This is a genomic window from Citrobacter sp. Cpo126 (assembly GCF_030332445.1).
Taxonomy (GTDB): Bacteria; Pseudomonadota; Gammaproteobacteria; order Enterobacterales; family Enterobacteriaceae; genus Citrobacter; species Citrobacter portucalensis.
The window spans coordinates 194639-219781 of sequence record NZ_JAOWHT010000027.1 but is presented as its reverse complement, the minus strand read 5'-3'; the positions used below and the strand labels follow the sequence as shown (position 1 = coordinate 219781).

General features: G+C 54.3%; 17 protein-coding genes. 10 read left to right on the top strand and 7 right to left on the bottom strand.

Translation table 11 applies throughout. The features are described from left to right. Positions 1–99: 99 nt before the first annotated feature. Both entD and OGY17_RS06070 read right to left on the bottom strand, forming a co-directional pair. Entirely contained in the window at positions 100–762 is a 663-nt protein-coding gene (entD, locus tag OGY17_RS06075; protein ID WP_234102642.1) for an enterobactin synthase subunit EntD, read from the bottom strand. Positions 763–812: 50 nt separating this feature from the next. Then, positions 813–3107, bottom strand: a complete 2295-nt coding sequence (locus tag OGY17_RS06070) for a TonB-dependent siderophore receptor (protein WP_286606630.1) — start codon at positions 3105–3107, stop codon at positions 813–815. Between the two features lie 253 nt (positions 3108–3360). Here OGY17_RS06070 and fes point away from each other — a divergent pair, with 253 nt between their 5' ends. The 4 genes from fes (at position 3361) to wzz(fepE) (ending at position 10077) form a co-directional block, all read left to right on the top strand. Further along, complete coding sequence (gene fes / locus OGY17_RS06065) at positions 3361–4578, top strand: enterochelin esterase (RefSeq protein ID WP_286606628.1); 1218 nt, start codon at positions 3361–3363, stop codon at positions 4576–4578. A 30-nt stretch (positions 4579–4608) separates the two neighbouring features. Further along, the gene (locus tag OGY17_RS06060; RefSeq protein WP_032941816.1) at positions 4609–4827 is read left to right on the top strand and encodes an MbtH family protein; all 219 of its coding nucleotides are present in this window, start codon (positions 4609–4611) and stop codon (positions 4825–4827) included. Then, entirely contained in the window at positions 4824–8714 is a 3891-nt protein-coding gene (gene entF / locus OGY17_RS06055) for an enterobactin non-ribosomal peptide synthetase EntF (protein WP_032941815.1), read from the top strand. The genes OGY17_RS06060 and entF overlap by 4 nt, the downstream gene beginning before the upstream one ends. Positions 8715–8943: 229 nt before the next feature. Beyond that, positions 8944–10077, top strand: a complete 1134-nt coding sequence (gene wzz(fepE) / locus OGY17_RS06050; protein ID WP_008784054.1) for an LPS O-antigen length regulator Wzz(fepE) — start codon at positions 8944–8946, stop codon at positions 10075–10077. Between the two features lie 46 nt (positions 10078–10123). On the opposite strand, the gene fepC is transcribed toward wzz(fepE), so the two are convergent. The 3 genes from fepC to fepD are packed head-to-tail and all read right to left on the bottom strand — an operon-like array spanning position 10124 to position 12914. Then, on the bottom strand, positions 10124–10921 hold the full coding sequence (gene fepC, locus OGY17_RS06045; RefSeq protein WP_032941813.1) for an iron-enterobactin ABC transporter ATP-binding protein: 798 nt from the start codon (positions 10919–10921) through the stop codon (positions 10124–10126). Next, a complete protein-coding gene (fepG, locus tag OGY17_RS06040) occupies positions 10918–11910 on the bottom strand; it encodes an iron-enterobactin ABC transporter permease (protein ID WP_008784056.1) in 993 nt (330 codons plus the stop codon). The genes fepC and fepG overlap by 4 nt, the downstream gene beginning before the upstream one ends. Then, complete coding sequence (fepD, locus tag OGY17_RS06035; protein ID WP_003831192.1) at positions 11907–12914, bottom strand: Fe(3+)-siderophore ABC transporter permease; 1008 nt, start codon at positions 12912–12914, stop codon at positions 11907–11909. Before fepD ends, fepG begins: the two co-directional genes overlap by 4 nt. A 109-nt stretch (positions 12915–13023) precedes the next feature. Between fepD and entS the strand changes: the two genes are divergently transcribed. Further along, positions 13024–14259 carry an enterobactin transporter EntS gene (gene entS, locus OGY17_RS06030; RefSeq protein WP_111465939.1) on the top strand — a complete coding sequence of 412 codons (1236 nt, stop codon included), beginning with the start codon at positions 13024–13026 and terminating at the stop codon, positions 14257–14259. A 61-nt stretch (positions 14260–14320) separates the two neighbouring features. Here the strand turns inward: entS and fepB are convergent, their stop codons facing one another. Beyond that, on the bottom strand, positions 14321–15277 hold the full coding sequence (gene fepB / locus OGY17_RS06025; protein ID WP_057066467.1) for a Fe2+-enterobactin ABC transporter substrate-binding protein: 957 nt from the start codon (positions 15275–15277) through the stop codon (positions 14321–14323). A 187-nt stretch (positions 15278–15464) separates the two neighbouring features. Between fepB and entC the strand changes: the two genes are divergently transcribed. From entC to entH, 5 genes are read left to right on the top strand one after another with little or no spacing between them, the layout of a single operon-like run. After that, positions 15465–16640 carry an isochorismate synthase EntC gene (entC, locus tag OGY17_RS06020; RefSeq protein ID WP_008784058.1) on the top strand — a complete coding sequence of 392 codons (1176 nt, stop codon included), beginning with the start codon at positions 15465–15467 and terminating at the stop codon, positions 16638–16640. Between the two features lie 31 nt (positions 16641–16671). Further along, on the top strand, positions 16672–18282 hold the full coding sequence (gene entE / locus OGY17_RS06015) for a (2,3-dihydroxybenzoyl)adenylate synthase EntE (protein WP_111465937.1): 1611 nt from the start codon (positions 16672–16674) through the stop codon (positions 18280–18282). Between the two features lie 13 nt (positions 18283–18295). Continuing rightward, on the top strand, positions 18296–19153 hold the full coding sequence (locus tag OGY17_RS06010; RefSeq protein ID WP_286606622.1) for an isochorismatase: 858 nt from the start codon (positions 18296–18298) through the stop codon (positions 19151–19153). Beyond that, the gene (gene entA, locus OGY17_RS06005; RefSeq protein ID WP_191215064.1) at positions 19153–19908 is read left to right on the top strand and encodes a 2,3-dihydro-2,3-dihydroxybenzoate dehydrogenase EntA; all 756 of its coding nucleotides are present in this window, start codon (positions 19153–19155) and stop codon (positions 19906–19908) included. Before OGY17_RS06010 ends, entA begins: the two co-directional genes overlap by 1 nt. A 2-nt stretch (positions 19909–19910) precedes the next feature. After that, positions 19911–20324, top strand: a complete 414-nt coding sequence (entH, locus tag OGY17_RS06000) for a proofreading thioesterase EntH (protein ID WP_008784061.1) — start codon at positions 19911–19913, stop codon at positions 20322–20324. A 38-nt stretch (positions 20325–20362) separates the two neighbouring features. Here the strand turns inward: entH and OGY17_RS05995 are convergent, their stop codons facing one another. Continuing rightward, complete coding sequence (locus OGY17_RS05995; protein ID WP_286606619.1) at positions 20363–24772, bottom strand: autotransporter outer membrane beta-barrel domain-containing protein; 4410 nt, start codon at positions 24770–24772, stop codon at positions 20363–20365. Positions 24773–25143 lie beyond the last annotated feature (371 nt).

The window sequence follows — 25143 nt, the reverse complement described above, 5'->3', positions numbered from 1 at the left end:
TATTTATTCAAATATGATTTATTATTCAAGTTAACGATAAGTCGAGATAATCGAACTGTCTACGATTTGCGCAGCTAATTTCTTAAAAGGAGAAAAGGATCACGATCCTGACAGCGTGGGTGCACACAGGGTAATGATGTTTTTATCGCGTTGAAACCAATGCACGTTAATTTCCTGATTGGCGAGGTTAGGCGAAAATGATGGCATGATTTGCAATGTTAATTGCTGATTCGTGAGTGCGGTAATTTTTGCACTGGTGAAACCTGGTAACCCGGATGCCTGAGTGGAAAACGCCTTATACAGGCTCTCCTTGGCGCTGAATGCCAGAGTTAAGGCGAGTGGAAAGGGTAATTCAGAATGATGCAAAATCGGTCGTTCGTGGTTATCGATAATACCGTCAGCCAGCTCAACTGCGGTTTGTGGCATAAAAATAGCTTCTATATCCAGCCCAACGGGATGCGTCGATACTACCGCCAGCGCAGTTGATGCACTGTGGCTGATGCTGCCAAACAACTTTTGTGGCCACAGCGGTTGTCGCTGCCCGCCGATGCCAGGTACAGTTTTGATACTGTATTCACGTAATGCATGTACTGCGGCAATACGCCCTGCTAAGTGCTCAGCTTTACGCTTGCGTCCGCTGGACAGAAGCTGGGCGTGGTGGGGGAGCCAGAGCAGATCGTGGTCATGGCAGCTGGCGGGATCAAACTCGACAAAATGCAGCGCGTGGTCGGCGAAGGGAAGCGATGTGTGTGTTGTACGCATGGTTGTGTATCGTTTCCCTCTCCCCGTCGCGAGGAGAGGGAACAACGCTATCAGAAGTGGGTGTTAACGCTCATATACCACGTACGACCCGGTTCGTTATAGGTGTACGCGCCAGCGCCCGCCATATAGTCGCCAGTTTTGATATCGCTGGTGGTTTGGGCATTACCTTCACGCCACAGACGTTTGTCGAAGACGTTATCCATGCCGCCGGTCAGGCTGACGTTTTTCGTCACATCCCAGGTCGCGCTCAGGCCGACGATGCTGTACGGACTCACTTCCTGGGCTGAACTGCCGGTTACTGGTTTACCCTGGTAATCATATTTCTTCGGCTGTTGTTTGCCGTACCAGGTAAAGGTGGATTGCAGTGACAAATCTTCACGCGCCTGCCAGCTCAGCGTTGAGTTCAGCGTGTATTCAGGAATAATCGACAAGCGTTCGCCGGTCTCTTTATTCTTACTTTGCAGCATGTAAGTGATGTTGTTGGTCCAGGTAACGGTTTCGCTAACCGGTACGTTCAACGTCCCTTCCAGGCCTTCCACCACAGCTTTAGGTACGTTTTCCCACTGATAGATATCGGTGTAGGTTGTTGTTTCTTTACCCGTAGTCGGGTTTTTCTGGGTAATTGACGTTCTGCTTAGCGGTACAGTCCCCGCTTCGATCTTGTTACGGTAATCGTTGCGGAACCAGGTTACGCCGGCCAGCCAACCGTCACGTTTGAACTCCAGACCAATCTCTTTGTTGATACTGGTTTCGGCCTTCAGGTCATCGTTGCCCATCATGTAGCAACCAATGCCCGTCGCAGATCCGGTGGCATAGCAGCCCTGGCCTTTGCTGTACAGAATATAGTTCGGGTTAGTCTGGTACAGGCTAGGTGCTTTATAGGCCCGTGCGATACCCATTTTCAGCGTAAAGTCGTCGCCCAGACCTTGGGACAGGTTCAGGGACGGGCTCCAGTTGTCGCCAACGACGCTGTGGTGGTCGAAGCGCAGACCCGGCGTCAACATGGTGCTGTCGGTCAGCTCCATGTTATTTTCAGCAAACAGGGAGAAAATTTCAGCCTGTGAATATGGGCTACGATCGGTGCTGCTGGCACCAGGTATGTTCCCGCCCATAAAGGTCTGGGTATTGGAACTCATGTCTTTCATACGCTGCTGGTTCCATTCGGTACCGAGCGTCAGGTTCTGGTTAACTAACAGGTCGAATGGAATGCTAATTTCGCTGTGCAGGGTGACATCCGCCAGGTCAGTGTCGGTAAATTGATTACTGTTAAATAACCCTTCAAGGCCACCTGCAAGACCTTCACCCAAACGGGAGTTACGGGTGTGTTCGTATTGCGCCCAGTTGCTGGTGGTAATGCCGTTGTCCCAGCCGCCGTTCCACGTCAGCGCATAGTTCTGGCGGTACATACGGTTGGTTTCTTTACCGTAGTATTTTTTCACCAGTCCGTTGGTTTTGTTATCGTTGTTGGTGTTTTGAGTGTCACCCGCATACAGGTTGCCCTGACGGCTGTAGCCGGTTTCAAACTCCAGCGATTGCATTGGGGCAAAATCCCAACGCAGCAGGCCGTTGATATCTTTGTTTTTAACCCCTTCACGACCCGCAGGCATCGTATCTGCGTAATCGCCCGTACGTGTTGACTGGTGACCGTCGTTAATGTCCCAGGCATCGGCCTGGGTTTTGTCGAGGTTACCGTTCAGGCGGAAGCTGAAATCTCCGCCCAGCGGTCCATTCAGACTAAAGTTGGTACGCTTGGTTGAACCTTCCTCTTTGTGTTCCGGGGCGTTGAAATAGGTATTCCAGGAACCATGCCACTCATCGCCGCCTTTCTTGGTGATGATGTTCACCACACCGCCAGCTGCACCATTGCCATAGCGTGCTGCGGCAGGACCGCGCAGCACTTCAATACGTTCAATCATTTCCGGAGCAACCCAGGCGGTATCGCCGCGGGTATCACGCTCGCCGCGCCAGCCCTGGCGTACGGAGTTACGGCTGGTAACCGGTTTACCGTCGATCAAAATCAGGGTGTTTTCTGGCCCCATGCCGCGAATATCGATCTGACGGTTGTTGCCGCGCTGTCCGCTGGTTGAGTTACCGGTCAGGTTAACACCAGGCATGGTACGGATGATTTCCGACACATCGCGAGCGGGAGGGTTCTTACGAATTTCATCAGCGGTAATGGTAGAAACGCCCGGCGCCTGCAGGTTCTGCTGGGCGGCGGTAACGACGATGGTGTCTTCATGAGAGACAGCGACGCTATCGGTTTGATCTTCTGCCATTGCTGGCAGGGCTACCCCGTAAATCCCTAAATTGACCAATAAGGCCAGTGAATGAATCTTGTTGTTCATTGTATGTCCTGCTGTTCTTTTAGCCACGAGTACCAATGTGCCGTGGTGCGGCATTTGGCCTGATGTCGCCCGCATCTGCGTAAACTATCCATTCCAGAAAAAGTACGCAGCGCCAGGTCGGTTTATAAGTGGTGAAAAACTGTACGCGCTTCCCACAGCGCGACAATACGCTATTGCAAATGCAAATAGTTATCAATAATATTATCAATATATTTCACGCTAGATCATAAAATTTCACAATAAACATGGGGTTATGGCTGTGACGACGTTAAAGATGGGAAGCGAGGCGTGGTGGCAGTCGAAAAAAGGCCCGGAGTGGGAGCGTGAAGACAACGGAAATTATCGGGTAACCTTCTGGTGGCGTGACCCGCAGGGAACGGAAAATGAGTCAGCCATTCATCGCGTTTGGGTTTATATCACCGGCGTCACCGACCACCATCAAAATGCCACCCCTCAGTCGATGCGACGCATTGATGGAACAAATGTTTGGTGCTGGAGTGTTTCCCTCAGCGCCAACTGGCGTGGCAGCTACTGTTTTATCCCAACAGAGCGCAACGATATCTTCTCCTCGCTGGCGGCGGATGCTGCGCCTGACCGAAGCATACTGCGTGAAGGCTGGCGGCAATTGCTGCCACAGGCCATTGCTGATCCCCTTAATCCGCAGAGCTGGCGGGGCGGTCGTGGCCACGCGGTGTCTGCGCTGGAAATGCCGGAGGCACCCGTACAGCCCGGATGGGAGCAACCTGAACCCCCCAAATCCCCCGCAGTGTGCCTGCAATGGCATAGCGCCAGGCTCGGCAATACGCGTCGCGTATGGGTGTTTACCACCGGTGATGCTCAACCCGAAACGCGTCCGTTGGCTATCCTGCTGGATGGGCAGTTTTGGGCACAGAGTATGCCGGTCTGGCCTGCGTTGACTTCACTCACGCATCGCGGACACCTTCCTTCTGCCGTTTATCTCCTGATTGATGCCATTGATACGGCTCACCGCAGCCATGAGCTACCGTGTAATGCGGATTTTTGGTTGGCGGTGCAGGAGGAGCTATTACCACTGGTGAAGACAACGATCGCGTTTAGTGACGATCCGCAGCGCACCGTGGTGGCTGGGCAAAGTTTTGGCGGGTTGTCATCGCTGTATGCCGGGCTGAACTGGCCCGCGCGCTTTGGCTGTGTGCTTAGCCAGTCTGGCTCTTACTGGTGGCCGCATCGTGGTGGTCATCAGGACGGGGCGATCGTCGAGCAACTGAAAAGCGGGAAGGTGAGTGCTCAGGGGTTGCGTATTGTCCTGGAAGCGGGGATCCGCGAGCCCATTATTTATCGCGCTAATCAGGCGCTATATGCCCAGTTACCTTCTGCACCACAGTCTATTTTCTGGCGTCAGGTTGATGGCGGACACGATGCGCTTTGCTGGCGCGGCGGTCTGATGCAAGGGCTAATGACGCTCTGGCAACCGCTTACCGACACGATTTAACCGGACGATGTTCCACGACAGGAGTTGAGTATGGAATTCAGTAACCCCTTCGATAATCCGCAGGGCCAGTTTTACATTCTGCAAAATCCCCAACGTCAGTTTAGCCTTTGGCCGCAGCAGTGCTCGCTTCCTGCTGGCTGGCAAATTGCTTGCGAACCCCAATCCCAGGAAGCCTGCCAACAATGGCTGGAAGCAAACTGGACCACGCTTACGACCGCGAACTACGTCGATGTGCAGGAGGCTCCATGACTCAGCGTTTACCTTTAGTGGCGGCTCAGCCGGGGATCTGGATGGCGGAAAAACTCTCCGCATTGCCCTCGGCGTGGAGCGTGGCGCACTACGTAGAGTTAACTGGCGAACTGGACGCGTCGTTGCTGGCGAAAGCGGTTGTGGCGGGTCTGGAGCAGGCCGATACCCTGCGGATGCGGTTTAGCGAAGATAACGGTGAGATCTGGCAATGGGTGGATTCTGCGCTCGCCTTTGCGCAACCTGAAATTATCGACCTGCGCGCAAAATCAAATCCACATGAGGAGGCGCGTGCGTTGATGCAGGCAGACCTGCAGCAGGACATACGTGCTGATGGCAATAAACCGCTGGTTTTTCACCTGCTTATACAGGTGGGAGAAAAGCGTTGGTATTGGTATCAGCGTTACCATCATTTGCTGGTCGATGGCTTCAGTTTTCCGGCCATTACCCGCCAGATAGCCGCAATTTATCGCGCATGGCTACACGGCGAGCCTACGCCAGACTCGCCTTTTACGCCGTTCGCCGAGGTGGTGGAAGAGTATCAACAGTACCGTCAAAGCGATGCCTGGCAACGCGACGGCGCTTTCTGGAGCGAGCAGCGAAAGCAACTCCCGCCTCCTGCCTCGCTGTCGAACAATCCGTTGCCGGGACGATCGGCCAGCGCGGATATTATTCGTATGAAGTTAACCGCGCCTGAAGGAGCGTTTCGTCGGCTTGCGGCACGTATGCCTGACGTTCAGCGTGCGGATCTGGCCCTCGCGCTGGTGGCATTGTGGCTGGGACGTTTATGCAGCGGAATGGATTATGCCGCCGGGTTTATCTTTATGCGGCGCATGGGGTCGGCGGCGTTGACCTCCACAGGACCGGTTTTAAACGTACTGCCATTTGGTGTGAGGCTGGATGCGGCAGAAAGCTTGCCTGTGCTTGCACAACGACTGGCCGGACAGTTGAAGAAAATGCGTCGGCATCAACGTTATGATGCCGAACAAATCGTTCGCGACAGCGGGCGTGCAGCTGATGCTGAGCCGCTGTTTGGCCCGGTGCTGAACGTGAAAATATTCGACTATCAGCTGAATATTCCCGGCGTTCAGGCACAAACCCATACGCTGGCGACAGGTCCGGTGAACGATCTTGAGCTGGCGTTATTCCCGGATGAAAACGGTGGGCTGAGTATTGAAATCCTTGCCAATAAACAACGTTATGAAGCCGAGACGCTGGCGCAGCATGCGTCGCGTTTAATCGGGCTTATCGAGCAGTTTGCCGACAATCCGGCGCTATGCTGCGGCGACGCCGGGATGCTGTTGCCAACAGAACATGAGCGGCTGGCGAAGATTAATCACACCACCGTCGAGATCCCGTCCACTACGCTGAGCGCGCTGGTGGTACAGCAGGCCGATAAAACGCCGGATGCCCCGGCGTTGGCCGATGCCCGCTATCAGTTTAGCTATCGCGAAATGCGCCAGCAGGTCGTGGCGCTGGCGAGCCTTTTGCGTGCACGCGGCGTCAAGCCTGGCGACAGCGTCGCCGTGGCATTACCGCGTTCCGTGTTCCTGACGCTGGCGCTGCACGGTATCGTTGAAGCCGGTGCAGCCTGGCTGCCGTTGGATACCGGATACCCGGACGATCGCCTGCGGATGATGCTCGAAGACGCGAAGCCAAAATTGTTGATCGCGACCAATGAGCAACTGGCGCGCTTTAGCGATATTCCAGGGCTGGAAAGTCTGTGCTATGACTCGCCCCTGCCAGCAGAAGATGCTGCTCCGCTGGCGCTATCTCAGCCCAATCATACTGCCTATATCATTTTTACTTCCGGTTCTACCGGTAGACCAAAAGGGGTGATGGTTGGGCAAACCGCCATCGTTAACCGTCTGCTGTGGATGCAAAATCACTATTCGCTGACCGCGGATGATGTGGTGGCGCAGAAAACACCGTGCAGTTTTGACGTCTCGGTATGGGAGTTTTTCTGGCCGTTTATTGCCGGGGCAAAGCTGGTAATGGCAGAGCCTGAGGCGCACCGCGATCCGCTGGCGATGCAGCAGTTCTTTGCCCAATATGGGGTGACGACCACGCACTTTGTTCCCTCTATGTTGGCCGCTTTTGTCGCTTCACTGACGCCGGAAACCGCGCGGGAGAGTTGTGCCTCGCTGAAACGGGTATTTTGCAGCGGCGAAGCCTTGCCTGCAGATTTATGCCGTGAGTGGGAACAGTTAACTCATGCGCCACTGCACAATTTGTACGGACCAACGGAAGCAGCGGTTGATGTGAGCTGGTATCCGGCCTGGGGGGAAGACCTTGCTGCTGTAACCGGCAACAGCGTGCCGATTGGCTATCCGGTATGGAATACCGGTTTACGTATCCTGGATGCCATGATGCGCCCGGTGCCTTTCGGCGTGGCTGGTGATTTATATCTGACGGGGATCCAACTGGCGCAAGGTTATCTGGGCCGTCCGGATCTGACCGCAAGCCGCTTTATCGCCGATCCGTTTAACGTTGGCGAACGTATGTACCGTACCGGGGATGTAGCTCGCTGGCTGGAAAATGGCGCGGTGGAATACCTCGGGCGCAGCGATGACCAGCTTAAAATTCGCGGACAACGCATTGAGCTCGGCGAGATTGACCGGGTGATGCAGCAGTTGCCTGATGTCGAGCATGCCGTTGCCCACGCCTGCGTATTCAACCAGGCGGCGGCGACAGGCGGCGATGCGCGTCAACTGGTGGGGTATCTGGTGTCACAATCGGGTTTACCGCTGGATACGTCCGCGTTGCGGGAAAAGCTGCGTGAAAAACTGCCTGCGCATATGGTGCCGACGGTTTTGTTGCAGCTGGCGGAGCTACCGCTTAGCGCGAACGGTAAACTGGATCGTAAAGCGCTGCCGATGCCGCAGTTGACGTCGCGTACTTCCGGGCGCGCACCGCGAGCAGGGACTGAAACCACCATCGCGCAGTCTTTTGCGGCTTTGCTGGGTTGCGAGGTTAATGACGTGGCGGCAGACTTCTTTGCGCTTGGCGGACATTCGTTGCTGGCGATGAAGCTGGCGGCACAGTTGAGCCGGGTTTTTGAGCGTCAGGTGACGCCGGGGCAGATTATGGTGGCCTCTACCGTTGAACAACTGAGTGCTCTACTGGAGAGCACTGATGATGAGCAGTCGCAACATATGGGATTTGAGGCACTGCTGCCGCTTCGTGAAAGTCACGGCCCAACGCTGTTCTGTTTCCATCCGGCGTCGGGTTTTGCCTGGCAGTTTAGCGTGCTGTCGCGATATCTCAGCCCGCAGTGGTCGATTATAGGTATTCAGTCGCCGCGCCCGGATGGCCCTATGCAGACGGCGGAAAATCTTGATGCGGTATGCGAACATCACCTGGCAACGTTGCTCAGTCAACAGCCTCACGGACCTTACTATTTATTAGGTTATTCGCTGGGTGGGACGCTGGCACAGGGGATCGCCGCGCGCTTACATGCCAGAGGAGAGACTGTTGCATTCCTCGCTCTGTTGGATACCTGGCCGCCGGAAACGCAAAACTGGCAAGAAAAAGAGGCCAATGGGTTGGATCCAGCGGTACTGGCGGAGATCGAGCGTGAACGCGAAGCGTTTCTGGCGGCGCAGCAGGGGAATGCGTCAGAGGCTTTATTTAACGCAATTGAAGGCAACTACGCCGATGCGGTTCGCCTGCTCACCACGGCACACAGCGTGCCGTTTGCAGGTCACGCCACGCTCTTTGTTGCTGAGCGCACGTTAGTACCGGGTGTCAGTCCTGAACGCAGCTGGTTACCGTGGATATCCAGTCTGGATGTTTACCGCCAGGACTGCGCGCATGTTGATATTATTTCCCCCACCGCGTTTGAGTCGATAGGGCCTGTAATAAATGCACTGATTAATAAATCTGTGTAACAAGACGAATAATGCTATCGCGGTGATCGAACAGTTCTATAATGTAAATAATATGTTATGGAACTGTTGTTTTTCATGTAATGCAAGGTGATGAAAGGGGTGAATAAATTCCGAATATAATTTTTGGTAGGGCGACAAGCACAAAGAGTGTTTCGGATAATTCTGACTAGCTGGTAGACTTCTCCCACAGGAATGTTTTTCTTTTAGGAAAGTTTTCAGGTCACGCAACATGTCATCATTAAATATAAAGCAAGATAACGTTTCGGAATTTACTGGGTATCCTCAGCCAACGGCAAACGCAAATGAAATCGATTTAGTGAATCTAATCGAAATCTTATGGCGCGCAAGAACGAAAATTATAGCGACCGTTTTCGCCTTTGCTTGTGTGGGTATTCTGGTCTCTTTTCTGCTGCCACAAAAATGGACCAGTCAGGCCATCGTGACGCCGGCGGAAGCGGTTCAATGGCAGGGATTAGAGAATACGCTGACCAAATTGCGCGTGCTGGATATGGATATTAGCGTTAGCCGTGGTGATGTGTTTAACCTGTTTATCAAAAAATTCCAGTCGCCGTCATTGTTAGAAGAATATCTGCGCTCTTCGCCTTACGTAATGGATCAATTGAAAGGTGCTGATATCGACGAAATGGAGTTGCATCAGGCAATTGTCAGGCTCAGTGAGAAAATGAAAGCGGTTGATACTAACCTGGGTAAGAAGAACGAAACTTCGCTGTATACCTCATGGACACTGAGTTTTACCGCACCTCAGGCCGAAGAAGCCCAGTCAGTGCTGAAGGGATATATCCAGCATATTTCTGCCCTTGTGGTGAAAGAAACGCTGGAAGATATTCGCAATAAATTGTCCATCAAAACCAGTTTTGAAAAAGAGAGACTGGAGATGGATCGCGTCAGGCTCAAAAACCAGCTGGAAGCAAATATCCAGCGACTGAACTACTCGCTGGAGATCGCTAATGCCGCCGGGATTAAAAAGCCGGTCTACAGTAATGGCCAGGCCGTGAAGGATGACCCCGATTTCTCTATTTCACTGGGTGCTGACGGCATCGAACGTAAATTAGAAATAGAAAAATCAGTAACGGATGTTGCTGAAATTAACGGTGAATTACGTAATCGCCAATATCACGTTGAGCAGCTGTTAGCGATGAATGTGGGTGACGTAACATTTACGCCGTTTAAATATCAACTTTCACCTTCGCTGCCGGTGAAAAAAGATGGTCCGGCTAAATCGATGATCGTTATTCTGGCCGCATTACTGGGGGGAATGGTGGCGTGTGGTGGTGTTCTGTTGAACCATGCCATGATGTCGCGTAAGCAAAAAATGACGTTTATTGATCAGCAACTGGTGTGATGAATTGTCGTATGGCGGCAAGCCGGCCGCCATACTGTAACGCGTGTTATTTGTTGCGTCCAAGCGGCACCACTAACGGCGTTCCGGCAACCGGATCGTCGATAATCATACAGCGCAGTCCATAGATTTTTTCAATAAGCTGCGCGGTGACGATCTCCTTCGGTGCACCCTCGGCAATAATTTTTCCGTCACGCAGCGCAATCAGATGCGTTGCATAGCGACAGGCCTGATTCAGGTCGTGCAAAACGGCGGCCAGCGTGTAACCTTTTTCCCGGTTTAGCTCACTCAGCAGTTCCAGCAGATCGATCTGATGACTGATATCCAGCCAGGTGGTGGGTTCATCGAGCAGCATAATCGACGTTTCCTGCGCCAGCACCATCGCAATCCATGCACGCTGACGTTGTCCGCCGGAAAGGGTATCCACACTTTGTGATGCCAGGTGGGTGATACCCGTCGCCTGCATGGCGTTTGAGACCGCAATTTCATCCTCTTGCCGCCAGCGGGTAAACAGCGGCTGGTGTGGGTAGCGTCCGCGGGCAACCAGCTCCTGTACCGTAATATCTCCCGGCGTGGTGGCGTTTTGCGCCAGCAAACCTATTCTGCGGGCGACTTCTTTGCTGGCATAGTGCTGAATATGCTCACCATCGAGCCAGACCTTGCCATGCGCGGGCGTCATCAGACGACTCAGCGTGCGCAGTAGGGTTGATTTCCCGCAGCCGTTTGGCCCGATAATCGCGGTGAAATGGCCGTCGGGAATCGACACATTGAGGTTTTCCGCCACGGTAAACTTGCCATAACCCAGCGTTAACTGGTCGCCACGCAAACGGGCTACTGATTCGATCATTTTTTGCGGGACTCCTGAATTAACAAGACGATAAGATAAATACCGCCGAGGCTTACGGTGACAACGCCCACCGGAAGCTGATAAGGCATAAACAGCTGTTGGGCGCATAAATCCGCCATCAGCAACAGCAACGCGCCGCACAGCGCCGACAGGGTTAATCCCCAGCGAGATGTACCGCTTATACGTCGCGCGATATGCGGCGCAACAAGAGCAATAAACGAGATAGGACCGGCCAGCGCGGTGGCGGCAGCGGTCAGTACTACCGCAACCAGCATCATCATTAGACGTGAACGCTCAACGCTGACGCCAAGCGCACAGGCGCTGTCATCACCCATTTCCAGTAAACGCATCCGGCGTACCAGCAGCGCGGCGCACACCAGCATGATGATAATCAGCGGGGCAGAAGGCCAGGTTTTGGCCCAGGTCAGGCCATTGAGCGATCCGGCGTTCCACAGCCCGGCCGTCAGCGCGGTTTCTAATGATGCTTTCAGCAGCAGCCAGGTGTTGAACGCCACCAGCATGGCGCGAATGCCGATACCGATAATAATAAGCCGGAAGGTGTCGATCCCATTGCGCCAAGCGAGCGCCCAGACCACCAGAGAAGTCAGAATCCCACCCAGCATGGCCGCCAGCGCGATAGCGGTGAGATGCTGTCCGAACAGCACCATTGCCACCAGCACACCGCTCCAGGCTCCGGTATTGAAACCCATCACATCCGGGCTACCCAGCGGGTTACGCATCAGTGACTGAAATATTGCGCCGCTCACGCCGAGAGCCGCGCCAATTAATAGCGCCATGAGCACGCGTGGCAAACGCCATTCGGTTACCACCAGCGTAATACTGCGCGGCGCATCGCCGAGCAAGGCGGCAATAATTTGCTGGGTTTCCAGCGTAACAACGCCGCTACGCAGGCTCCACAAACCAATGACGAGACAACCTGCAACCAGCAGCAGGCTGCTGATTATCAGGCGGCGGGAGAGGTGCATCATGCGCCACCTCCGCGCGATTTACGGCGTACCAGAAAGATAAGCACCGGTGCACCGATAAACGCACTGACTACCGACACGCGCAGCTCGCCGGGGACAATCAGGCGACCGATTATATCGGCAATCAGTAACAGAGAAGGCGTTGCCAGTAGGGTTACGGGCAGTGACCAGCGGTGATCCGCCCCCACCAGCCAGCGCGCCATGTGCGGCATCATCAGGCCGATAAAGGCGATAGGACCAACAATCGCGGTCGCACTGCCGCACAGTACGGTAATAACCAGCAGGCCAATAAATTGCGTGCGAGCGACTTTACTGCCAAGCGCGGTAGCGGTGTCGCTGCCGAGACTCAGGCTATTCAGAGCGCGACTGAGAAACAGTGCGACAGCTGCGGCAATCAGTACCGGTACCAGCACAACTTTCAGCGTTTGCAGGCTGCGGATATCCAGTGAGCCGGCTTGCCAGAAACGCAGCTGATCGTAAACGTCCGGGTTGAGCAGGGCGATGCCGGTGGATAATCCTTCCAGCACCGCGCCCAGCGCGACGCCCGCCAGGGTCAGACGTACCGGGCTTAACTGCCCGCCGCCCTGACTACCGGTAAAAGCTACGATCAGCGATGCAGCCAGCGCACCGCAAAAGGCCATCAGCAGCTGTTCTTGCGCAGAGGAAAAGCCGAACAGCGCGGCCCCCAGCACAATAGCGAAGCTGGCGCCGGAGTTGACACCCAGAATGCCGGGATCGGCGAGAGGGTTACGCGTGAGCGTTTGCATTAGTGCGCCAGCCAGGCCCAGCGCACCACCGGCGAGCAGCCCCGCCAGAGTGCGCGGCAAGCGCGCGTCCAGCACGATGGTGCAATCAGCACTTTGACAACTGCCGGTGAGCGCATCCAGCACCACGGAGGCAGGTAGCGACTTGGCGCCAATAACCAGACTTAATACCGTGGTGAGAACAAGTAATAACAATAGTCCGGGCACGGCGAAGGCGCGTGTCGCGGAAACAGAGCATGACATATCAACTTCCCTGATAATGATAGTAATTATCGTTATCGATCTTATTTGGATATGTTAGCATGTGCAGCCATCGAATGGATATTGAAAAAGTACCTGGTAAGGCTCTGTAATGAATCGACAATCCTGGCTGCTCAATCTCAGCCTGTTAAAGACCCACCCAGCATTTCGCGCTGTTTTCCTCGCCCGTTTTATTTCCATTGTCTCTCTGGGGCTACTCGGCGTGGCGGTTCCGGTACAGATCCAGATGATGACCCAGTCGACCTGGCAGGTGGGTTTGTCGGTGACGTTGACCGGTAGCGCAATGTTTATTGGCCTGATGGTGGGCGGAGTGCTGGCCGACCGCTATGAGCGTAAAAAAGTGATCCTGCTGGCGCGTGGAACCTGTGGTATTGGCTTTATTGGCCTGTGTCTGAATGCGCTGCTGCCCGAACCGTCGTTGCTGGCGATTTATCTGCTTGGCTTATGGGATGGTTTCTTTGCCTCTCTGGGCGTGACCGCATTGCTGGCTGCGACGCCAGCGCTGGTTGGGCGCGAGAATTTGATGCAGGCTGGGGCGATTACCATGCTGACGGTGCGTCTGGGATCGGTAATTTCACCGATGCTTGGCGGGGTGCTGCTCGCGACTGGCGGCGTGGCCTGGAACTACGGACTGGCGGCGGCGGGAACCTTCATTACCTTACTACCGTTGCTGAGCCTTCCTGCGTTGCCGCCTCCGCCGCAGCCGCGCGAGCATCCGCTGAAATCGCTGCTGGCAGCATTTCGCTTTCTGCTTGCCAGCCCGCTGATTGGCGGCATTGCGCTGCTCGGTGGTCTGTTAACCATGGCGAGCGCCGTGCGTGTGCTGTATCCGGCATTGGCGATTAACTGGCACATGTCGAGTGCGCAAATTGGCCTGCTGTATGCGGCTATTCCGCTGGGGGCAGCCGTGGGCGCATTGACCAGCGGACAACTGGCGCACAGCGTTCGCCCGGGACTGATTATGCTGGCATCGACCGTGGCTTCATTTCTGGCTATCGGCCTGTTTGGCTTGATGCCCGTCTGGCAGCTTGGTGTGGTTTGTCTGGCGCTGTTTGGCTGGTTGAGCGCGGTCAGCTCTTTGTTGCAGTACACCCTGTTACAGACGCAGACGCCGGAAGCGATGCTCGGACGAATTAACGGTTTGTGGACGGCGCAAAACGTCACCGGCGATGCGATTGGCGCGGCGTTGTTAGGTGGTCTGGGCGCGATGATGACGCCGGTTGCTTCGGCAAGCGTGAGTGGATTTGGACTGGTGATTGTCGGTCTGTTACTGCTGCTGCTGTTGGGAGAAGTGCGCCGATTCCGGCAGGTCCCCGTGAATGCCTGATCACGTTGTGCTCTATGGTTTGTAGGCCGGATAAGGCGTTAGCCGCATCCGGCGCTGAACATTAAAACAGAGCCGACAGACGTTGCAGCAGCAGCGTGGCGCTGTAGTAGTCGAGACGGAAGGTTTCCGTACCTAGGGCGTAAACGCGTTTATTCTGCACGGCTGGCAGATGCGCCAGAAGCGGATTGGCGTAAATAGCGTCGACATCTTTGCTGTCGCCTGCAAACAGGAACAGCGCTTCGCCGTTCAGGCCTGCCGCCAGGTTCTCACCGCCAAGCTGGATGATATCGTGGCGTTTGCCCTGACTCTGGCTGGTGTGCAAGTTGGCAGGCAGCGTTGCCAGCGTGAACCCTAACTGCTCCATCAGCTTGCCTTGCGCTGACTCAGGCGTCCACAGGTTGGCGCTGTGCGCCGCGGCGGTATATACCAGCGCGCTGACCGGCTGTGGTGGCAGGGTAATATGTTGCTTAACCGCCTGAAGTTGCTTATCAAACTCGGCAATTCGCGCAGCTGCCTGTTGCTCCTGACCGGTAATTTCACCTAACTGGGTCAGCAGCGACTGCCAGCTTTTATCGTCGTAATTAATGATGAGCGTTGGCGCAATGGTGGACAGCTGATCGTAAAGCGCGAGGGCTGAATCGCCCCCAGTGGCGCTTATCAGAATCAGATCCGGCATTTGAGCTGCGACGGCCTCGGCGCTCGGTTCGCCGATATACAGGCGGCTCAGTTTGCGTTCTTTTGCTACTTCGCTCCACTGACGTAAAAAGCCCTGCGCATCGCCGATGCGATTGTTCGGCGTAGTGGCACCGCTGGCAATGACCGGGGCATCAATCGCCAGCAGCGAGCCGGTGAGGGTGACGCTGGTGGAGACAATTCGCTGTGGCTTATGCTCCAGCGTATGCGTGCCGCGACTGTCAGTAACCTGACGCGGCCAGTCGGCGGCGTGACCTGAAGAAATTCCTGAAAGAGATAAACCTGCCAGTAAGAGCACGGTGCGGCAAAAAGAGGGGAGACTCACGAATCGGCTTCCTGTTATCAGTATAAGTAATGCTTCTCATTTTCATTGTTAGCGAGCAAGGATGCAAGCCAAAGTCGCACATTGTGCTACCACAAGAGTTGACATACCGCCGCTTTACTTTTAGGTTAGCGACCAAAAATATAAATGATAATCATTATTAGAGCCTTTATCATTTTTGGAGGATGATATGGATACGTCACTGGCCGAGGAAAAAACGCAGACTATGCCGACGCTCGCTCCCGACAGTTTTTTCTTTATGTCGCCGTACCGTAGTTTTACGACGTCAGGATGCTTCGCCCGCTATGCGGAACCGGCAATTGATGGCGATTCGCCAGACAGCCCTTTCCAACAGAAAATGAACGCACTGTTTGCTGATGCCAAATCGCAGGGCATCGCGAACCCTGTCATGGTCGGGGCGATTCCCTTTGATACCCGCCAGCCATCATCGCTGTTTATTCCCCAATCATGGCAGAGCTTCTCTCGTGCGGCGAAGCAGCAATCATCACGTTACTTTACCGCGCATCAGTCGCTGAACGTCGTTGAACGTAAATCGATCCCGGAACAGGACTTTTTTGAAGATATGGTCGCCCGGGCGGCTGCGCTGACGTCCACTCCGGAAGTCGACAAAGTGGTGTTGTCACGCCTGATCGATATCACCGCCGATGCCAACATTGACAGCGGTGCGCTGCTGGAGCGTCTGGTGGCGCAAAATCCAGCGAGCTACAACTTCCATGTACCGATTGAAGACGGCGGCGTATTGATTGGTGCCAGTCCGGAACTGCTACTGCGCAAAGAAGGCGATCGTTTCAGTTCTCTGCCGCTGGCGGGCTCTGCACGTCGCCAGCCTGATGATGTGCTGGATCGCGAAGCAGGGATCCGCCTGCTGGCGTCTGAGAAGGACCGCCATGAGCACGAACTGGTGACGCAGGCGATGAAAACGGTATTGCGCGATCGCAGCCGTGAACTGCAACTGCCTTCTTCTCCGCAGCTGGTTACCACGCCGACGCTCTGGCACCTCGGCACGCCGTTTGAGGGTAAAGCCAACCCGCAGGAAAACGCCCTGACGCTGGCGTGCCTGCTGCATCCTACGCCTGCGCTGAGCGGCTTCCCACATCAGGTTGCGCGCAAGCTTATTGCCGAGCTGGAGCCGTTCGATCGCGAACTGTTCGGCGGCATTGTCGGCTGGTGTGATGCCGAAGGTAACGGTGAGTGGGTGGTGACGATCCGCTGTGCGAAGCTGCTGCGCAATCAGGTGCGTTTTTTTGCCGGAGCAGGAATTGTTCCAGCCTCTTCCCCGGTTGCGGAATGGCGTGAAACGGGGGCCAAGCTCTCCACGATGTTGAATGTTTTTGGACTGCATTAAGAGCCTTGTGGACTGGCTTTAAGGAGCAATAATGAGTATTCCTTTCACCCGCTGGCCGGAAGAGTTTGCCCGCAGGTATCGTGAAAAAGGTTACTGGCAGGATTTGCCGCTGACCGACATTCTGACCCGTCACGCCGACAGCGACCATACGGCGGTTATTGATGGTGAACGCCATCTGAGCTATCGCCAGCTGAATCAGGCCGCTGACAACCTTGCCTGCAGTTTGCGTCGCCAGGGGATCAAACCCGGCGAAACCGCGCTGGTACAACTGGGCAATGTGGCTGAGCTGTATATCACCTTCTTTGCGCTGCTCAAGCTGGGCGTAGCTCCAGTGCTGGCGCTGTTCAGCCATCAGCGTAACGAACTCAACGCCTACGCCAAACAGATTGAGCCGGCACTGCTGATTGCCGATCGCCAGCATACGCTGTTTAGCTGCGACGATTTTCTTAACGCTTTTGTGGCCGAACACAATTCAGTGCGCGTGGTGTTACTGCGTAATGATGAAGGTGAACACAATCTGCAAACGGCGATAAACCAGCCTGCGACAGATTTTTCCGCCACGCCATCGCCTGCTGATGAGGTGGCGTACTTCCAGCTTTCTGGCGGGACGACCGGGACGCCAAAGCTGATTCCTCGCACTCATAACGATTACTACTACAGCGTGCGTCGCAGCAATGAGATTTGCCGCTTCACCGGGGAAACGCGTTATTTATGCGCAATCCCGGCGGCGCATAACTACGCCATGAGTTCGCCAGGCGCGCTGGGCGTATTCCTGGCTGGCGGCACCGTGGTGCTGGCGGCTGACCCGAGTGCCACTCTGTGTTTCCCGCTGATTGAACAGCATCAGGTTAACGTCACAGCGCTGGTGCCACCTGCAGTGAGCCTGTGGTTGCAGGCGATTGCGGAGTGGGGCAGTAATGCGCAACTGGCTTCGCTGAAACTGCTTCAGGTCGGTGGCGCGAGACTTTCTGCCACGCTTGCGGCACGTATTCCAGCCGAGATTGGCTGCCAGTTGCAGCAGGTCTTCGGCATGGCGGAAGGGCTGGTGAACTATACCCGTCTGGACGACAGTCCTGAGCGCATCATCAATACCCAGGGTCGCCCGATGTGTCCCGATGATGAAGTCTGGGTAGCAGACGCTGACGGTAACCCTTTAGCCCAGGGAGAGACCGGACGCCTGATGACGCGTGGTCCGTACACCTTCCGCGGTTATTTCAAAAGTCCTGAGCATAATGCCAGCGCCTTTGACGCCAACGGCTTTTACTGTTCCGGCGATCTGATCGCTATCGATCCGGATGGTTACATCACCGTTCAGGGGCGTGAAAAGGATCAGATCAATCGCGGCGGGGAGAAGATCGCCGCTGAAGAGATTGAAAACCTGCTGCTGCGCCATCCAATGGTGATCCATGCCGCGCTGGTCAGTATGGAAGACGAACTGATGGGTGAGAAAAGCTGTGCCTGGCTGGTGGTGAAAGAGCCGCTGCGCGCGGTGCAGGTGCGCCGTTTTCTACGCGAACAGGGCATAGCGGAATTCAAATTACCCGATCGTGTTGAGTGCGTTGAGTCATTACCGCTGACTCCAGTGGGGAAGGTAGATAAAAAACAATTACGTCAGTGGCTGGCATCACGTTCACTGGCCTGAAGGAGAAATAGAAATGGCAATTCCTAAAATGCAGGCTTATGCGCTACCAACGGAGCTCGATGTTCCGGTGAACAAAGTCGACTGGGCATTTGACCCTGAACGCGCCGCGCTGCTGATCCACGACATGCAGGATTATTTTATCGGCTTTTGGGGCGATAACTGCCCGATGATGGAGCAGGTCGTCGCGAACATCGCCGCGCTGCGCCAGTACTGCAAAGAGCATAACATTCCGGTGTATTACACCGCTCAGCCGAAAGAACAGAGTGATGAAGACCGCGCTCTGCTCAATGATATGTGGGGACCGGGCCTGACGCGTTCCCCGGAACAACAAAAGATCGTTGAGGCGCTGGCGCCGGATGAAGCGGATACCATTCTGGTGAAATGGCGTTATAGCGCATTTCATCGTTCCCCGCTGGAACAGATGCTCAAGGAAACCGGGCGTAATCAACTGATCATTACCGGGGTGTATGCGCATATCGGCTGTATGACCACCGCAACGGACGCCTTCATGCGTGACATCAAGCCGTTTATGGTTGCCGATGCGCTGGCGGACTTTAGCCGTGACGAACACCTGATGTCGCTGAAATACGTGGCGGGACGTTCCGGGCGTGTGGTAATGACCCAGGAATTATTGCCGACACCGGTCCCGACCAGTAAAGATGCGTTGCGCAGCGTTATTCTGCCGTTGCTGGATGAGTCTGAAGAGCCGATGGATGACGAAAACCTGATCGACTACGGGCTGGATTCCGTGCGCATGATGGCGCTGGCGGCGCGCTGGCGTAAGGTTCATGGTGACATTGATTTCGTGATGCTGGCGAAAAAACCGACCATTGACGCTTGGTGGGCGCTGCTCTCCCGCGAGGTGAAGTAATGGCTGGATTTGATTTTGCCGGGAAAACCGTCTGGGTAACCGGCGCGGGTAAAGGGATTGGCTACACCACGGCGTTGGCATTTGCGGAGGCTGGTGCTGAGGTGACAGGATTCGATCGCGAATTTCCTCAGGATAACTACCCGTTTGCGACCGAAGTGCTGGATGTGGCGAATGCCGGACAGGTAGCTGAAGTGTGCCAGCGCGTCCTCAAAGCGCGCGAGCGTTTAGATGTGTTGGTCAATGCCGCAGGTATTTTGCGTATGGGGGCCACCGATGCGCTGAGCGCAGAGGAGTGGCAGCAGACGTTTGCGGTTAACGTTGGTGGGGCGTTCAATCTGTTTCAGCAGACGATGGCGCAGTTTCGTCGCCAGCAGGGCGGGGCGATCGTGACCGTCGCGTCGGATGCGGCGCACACGCCGCGTATCGGCATGAGTGCTTACGGCGCGTCAAAAGCCGCGTTGAAAAGTCTGGCGCTGACCGTCGGACTTGAACTGGCGGGCAGCGGTGTGCGCTGTAATGTGGTGTCGCCAGGCTCGACCGACACCGATATGCAGCGCACGCTGTGGGTTAGCGATGACGCGGAGCAACAGCGCATTCGTGGATTTGGCGAGCAGTTTAAACTCGGGATTCCGCTGGGGAAAATCGCCCGGCCGCAAGAGATCACCAACACTATTTTATTCCTCGCTTCCGAACTGGCCAGCCACATTACGTTACAGGATATCGTGGTGGACGGCGGTTCCACGCTGGGGGCATGACGATGATCTGGAAGCGTCATTTAACGCTGGATGAACTCAATGCCTCCAGTCAGAACACGATGGTGGCGCATTTAGGCATGGTCTACACCCGGCTGGGTGATGATGTGCTGGAAGCCGAAATGCCAGTGGATAGCCGTACGCATCAGCCATTTGGCCTGCTGCACGGCGGCGCATCCGCGGCCCTGGCGGAAACGCTGGGTTCAATGGCGGGTTATCTGATGACCCGCGACGGGCAATGCGTGGTGGGGACGGAACTCAACGCCACGCATCATCGGGCGGTATCGCAAGGGAAAGTGCGCGGTGTCTGCCAGCCGCTGCACCTCGGGCGTCAGAGCCAAAGCTGGGAAATCGTTATCTTTGATGAACAGGGACGACGCTGTTGCACCTGTCGTTTAGGCACTGCAGTGATGGGGTGAAGATAAGCGCGTCGTTTAGACGCGCTTCGTGACACCAGTTACCAGCTATAGCGCAGATTAAAACTCCCGTTGAGATCGCGGTAGTCGTTATTACCTTTCTGACCCGCCGCCTGGACGCTGACGTTCCACTGGCTATTGAGATTCGCCTGAATTCCCACTTTTAGCTCGCTGCGATCGGCAGGAAGATCCTGTTTTACCGTTGCGTTATCAAATGATACGGCCAGATCGTCGGTGGAGTGTAGCCAGTTAATCTCTGCGAATGGCCGGACGGTTGCATCGACGAATGAAAGCTGGCTGTCAATTCGCAGACCAATACGTGTGGTCCAGCTATCGCCATTTTGCCCGTCTATGCGTGTACCGTTTGTCTCAACGCTATCTGCCTCGTAGCGTTGCCAGATAACCTGCGCCTGTGGCGTCAGGCTTACTGTGTTAGCGCTGCTCAAGTTAATGTTGTAGCGGTAACCGCTTTCCAGCGAAATCGCGTGAGCTAGGGAGTCGTAATGCGTTGAACCGGCATTGCCATTCTCGACGCTGTTATTGTAGAAGCCATACTGATACCACGTATCAACATACCAGCCGCGATGTTGCCGGGCATCAGAGAACCAGGTGGCATACGCGCCAAGATTGTAACCGTCGATATCGCCTGTGGCTGTAAACTGACTGCCATCCGCGCCGCGATTTCCGGTGCTGTCGGTACTGCCGTCAAGGTAACTGGCCATCAGGCCAAACGTGATGCTTTGCTGATCATCGCGCCAGGTTGCAAGGTCGCTGCCAAGCTGAAACTGGGTGTAATCGCTGTCCATGTCGATATTGCCATTTACAGCCGATGTGTCCGTTTTTCCGCCTTTCATTCGCGCCCAGACGCTTCCTTCGGCCGAGCGGTACTGGCTCCCTTCACGATCGAACAGCGTTTGCATCTGCAGGCTACGCGCCAGCCATTGGTTGCCCAGATAAGCGCCTATATCGGCGCGATATTGTGGATTTGACGGAGTAACGTTGCTGCCGCCGTCATCAGGATCAACCGGTGTGACGTCGCTGCCGCCGTCATCAGGATCAACCGGTGTGACGTCGCTATCGCCGTCATCAGGATCAACTGGCGTCACGTCGCTGCCGCCATCGTCAGGGTCGACAGGCGTCACGTCGCTGCCGCCGTCATCAGGATCAACTGGTGTCACGTCGCTGTCGTCAGGATCGATCGGAGTGACGTCATCATCCGGGTCGTCGGGTGTTTCTGCTTTGGAACGCAAATACCAGCTTTCGTTATCTTCATACAGACGATACTCATACAGGCCGATTTGAATCTGATTGCCAAGAGAAAATGCGTCATCCGATGATATCCCTCCGACGTCGACAATCTCGATACCTTGATCGGTATATGCACCCACGCCATCCACATTATTGATGTAGAGCGTGGTGCTGCCGTTAACATTACCCGAGACAATGAGCTGGTCGGTTGGTGAATTATCATCGCCTAAACTGGCGTTAAGTGAGAGCTGACCGCCGTTGCCCGTGTAGTCGCCGTTGATGATTAACGCATTCCCGGGAGTCGTGCTACTGCTGCGGATTACACCTTGATTGGTTACGTTACCATTAACGATAAACTGGCTATCTGGCGTTGTACGATCACCAAAGCTTAGCAGGCCGACGTTGTTCACAGCACCGTTGATTACTCCGTTACCGCCGAGAGTGGCTCCAGCTTCAACATCGATGCTCTGCTTGCTCCCTTCAGAGCCAATAGCGCCAGAACTAGTCAACCACAGTGTTCCCTGCTGAATGTCTGTGATCCCGCTCCAGGTATTCTTTGCGGTAAGGGTGAGCGTGCCGTCTCCTTTTTTGGTCAGACTTTTACCGTCCCATCCCGTGGTGGCGTTGGGTGAGGTATCTGCAAGCAACCCATTGACGGTAAATGTTTGGCCCGCGTTCAGGGTGAACGTACCGTGTGCAGGCGTAGAGACCGCGGCGGAGTCTCCGGCGTACCAACTGAGCCCCACGCCCAATTCATATTGGGTATTATCAAGGGCATTAACCTGACCAGAAATCGCGATATAGTCGGGCAGGGTATCCGGATCGGTTGAGATCGAAGCGAAATCGCTCACGATTGCGGAGTTGGCATCAATTAGCGTAACCGTGTCGATGTCTGCCAGTTGACTGTCTGAGGTCAGCGCGTTGAGATCCAGCGCATTACCCGAATTGCTGATGTGTAGATCGCCGCCAGGATTAACCTGTCCGCCGGTAATTAGCGGGTTAGCGGACTGACTGGCCAGCGCCGCGGCGCTTAAATCGACGCTGAGAATACTGCTTTCTTTCAGCGTGACCTCATCAGCATGCACAGTGCTGTAAGTTCCGGCTGTGTGGTCTGCCGCCAGCTCAAGGGTTCCTGCGTTGGTCAGCGTCGTGAGCGTGGAATCATCGGTAACCCGCCACTGGCTCTGCTCGGCAAGGTTAAGATTGAGGATTGAATCAATCCCCTGAGCGTTGAAGCTTTCATTAACCGAGGTTGCTCCGGCGAAATAAGAACCCGCGTCCATATTGAGGTTGATATATCCCCAGCCGCTGTTAACGATGTCGCCGGTTATGGTCATTTTTCCTGAGCCACTTACCGTCCCGCCAGGTAGAACATTCCCGCCCGAGGAAACTTTCGGGTTCCAGATGGCAACGCCGCCGTCGGCGATGATGGTGGTATCGCCCGTCAGATTCACGATACCGCCTTCTTGCACCACCACGCCGTAACCACTGCCGTTAGCGCCGGTCATATCAATGGTCAGATTCTCACCATTGATGATGCCTGCATGGGTAAAATCCCCATCGCCGATGGCCCAAAGACCGTAAGGATTTTTACCGCTCATGATGATATCCGTATTGGATATATTGATCGTCGCGCCACTGTATTGGGCTGATGCGCCATAGCCGTTAACCGCGTAGATAGTGTTTCGCTGCTCTGCGGAACCGTTGAAATTTATGGTTGTCGGTGCGCTGTAAGGGGTGTTGGCCACAATACCGTTGGTCGTGTGGCCTGTGGAATTTCTTCCATCAATGCTGCTGCCTTCACCAATGTTGGCGACGGCGGCATGCATGCTGCTCATTAGTGTAAGAGCGGTGGACTGCGCGGTCGTGACGGTCAGATTTCTGGCATTGAATTCACTGTATCCTCGGCCGGTCAGGTAAATTGTTGATGCAGTCCCGTTTGCGCTAATGGCGCTGTCTGACCCTAAATCAACCACGCCGCCTTCTATTCGAAGCCCTTCCGTCTTCTGGCCGGTGACGTCAATGGTGAGGTGGTTGGCCTTTACTGTTCCGATAGCATCATCTTTACTGGTTGCCGAATAATCCTCAACAATCATCCCGTATCCTTCGGAGAAACCGTGCACGGTGATGGTGGAATCATTGCCAAAATCCACGTTGCCGCTGATGTCCGCGCCTGTACCGTTTGCGCGCTCGTTAGAGGTTGTGGAAAGGGTGATATCAAGGTTATCTGCCGTAAAATAACTTTGTGAACCAGAAACAAGTCCATATGCCGTACCTCCAGGCGTTGAGAGCGTAATTGCGCTGTTCTTGCCCAGATTAATTTGGCTGTATTGCCCCTCCTGGATACCATAAATCGTGGTGCCTGTTCCTGTCTCTGATACGGTGAAATCAATGTTCAGCCCGTTCGCGTTAACCTGGGTGTTTTTTCCAAGATAGAGCGCGCTGCCGCCGGCTGTGCCGCTGGTTAATTCTATGCGGCTGTCATCCCCAAAATTGAGCGTGGTACCATTTGCCCAGTATGTGTCGATACCTACAGCCTTACCGGTTGCATCGGTGTTAACCTGGATTAATCCAGCGTTCATGGTTAACGTATTATTGTCGTCATAGAAATAGACACCCGTCGCATTACCATTTTGGGATTCGGTGATAATTTTACTCTTGTTGCCGAAGTTCAGCGTGGTGTTTTCTGTATGAACGTTAATTCCGTAAGCATCTTTTTTACTGATGGTGTTAATTGATATATTCTCGGCGTCTATATTTGTGCCTGGACTGGTGTTGTTAATATAAAGACCTGTGGTTGATGCTGCTTTCGCCGTTCCTGTGTCTGTAACGTTAATCTGTGTACCGGTACCTAAATTATTATTGGCGCTGTTATCAAGTTTTACCCCAATAGAACCACTATCACCGATAACGTTAATGGTGGTTTTACCATTAATCTGTACGCCTTGCCCCCCTGAGGACAGACTTTCGATACCCGTGGTTCCATTGACAGATGTCACGGTATCGCCATCATTTAAGTTGATGGTTTCACCGCTAAGCGGGCCGTAGTCGCTGGCATGAACGCAATTTGCCGTTAATCCAACTGCCGATAACACCAGGCCTGCGACGGTTGCGCGAACCCGTTGATCGCCCTGCGAGAGTTCTGACGTCACCACAAACATATTTCTCGCGATATTCCAGACGATGCGATAGCATTTATTCATAATTTATATCCTTATACGGCCATCCTGAACAACCTGGCGCTGAAAAATTCTGCTGAATTAATTTTATTTTTTATGTGGGTTATTTTGTCATTAAAACTGGTGCTGCAGATATATTCTTTGTTTTGAAATTGGTGATTAAAGTGAAATAAAGCACTTACTGCATACAAAATCAGGATGGTCTGAATCTCTAAGTGCAATAACCGTATAAGCTGAGAAAGTCAGGTTAATATTGTTAATTAATATCCTTATTAATAATAAAAATATTAAGTGGCACGCTCAGCATCATGCTGAGAGGAGAATTGGACAAAATATAGAGGTGTTGGCACATACTGCGCAATTTTTTCAGTTGTCTCTGCGTTGATAGTGATCAA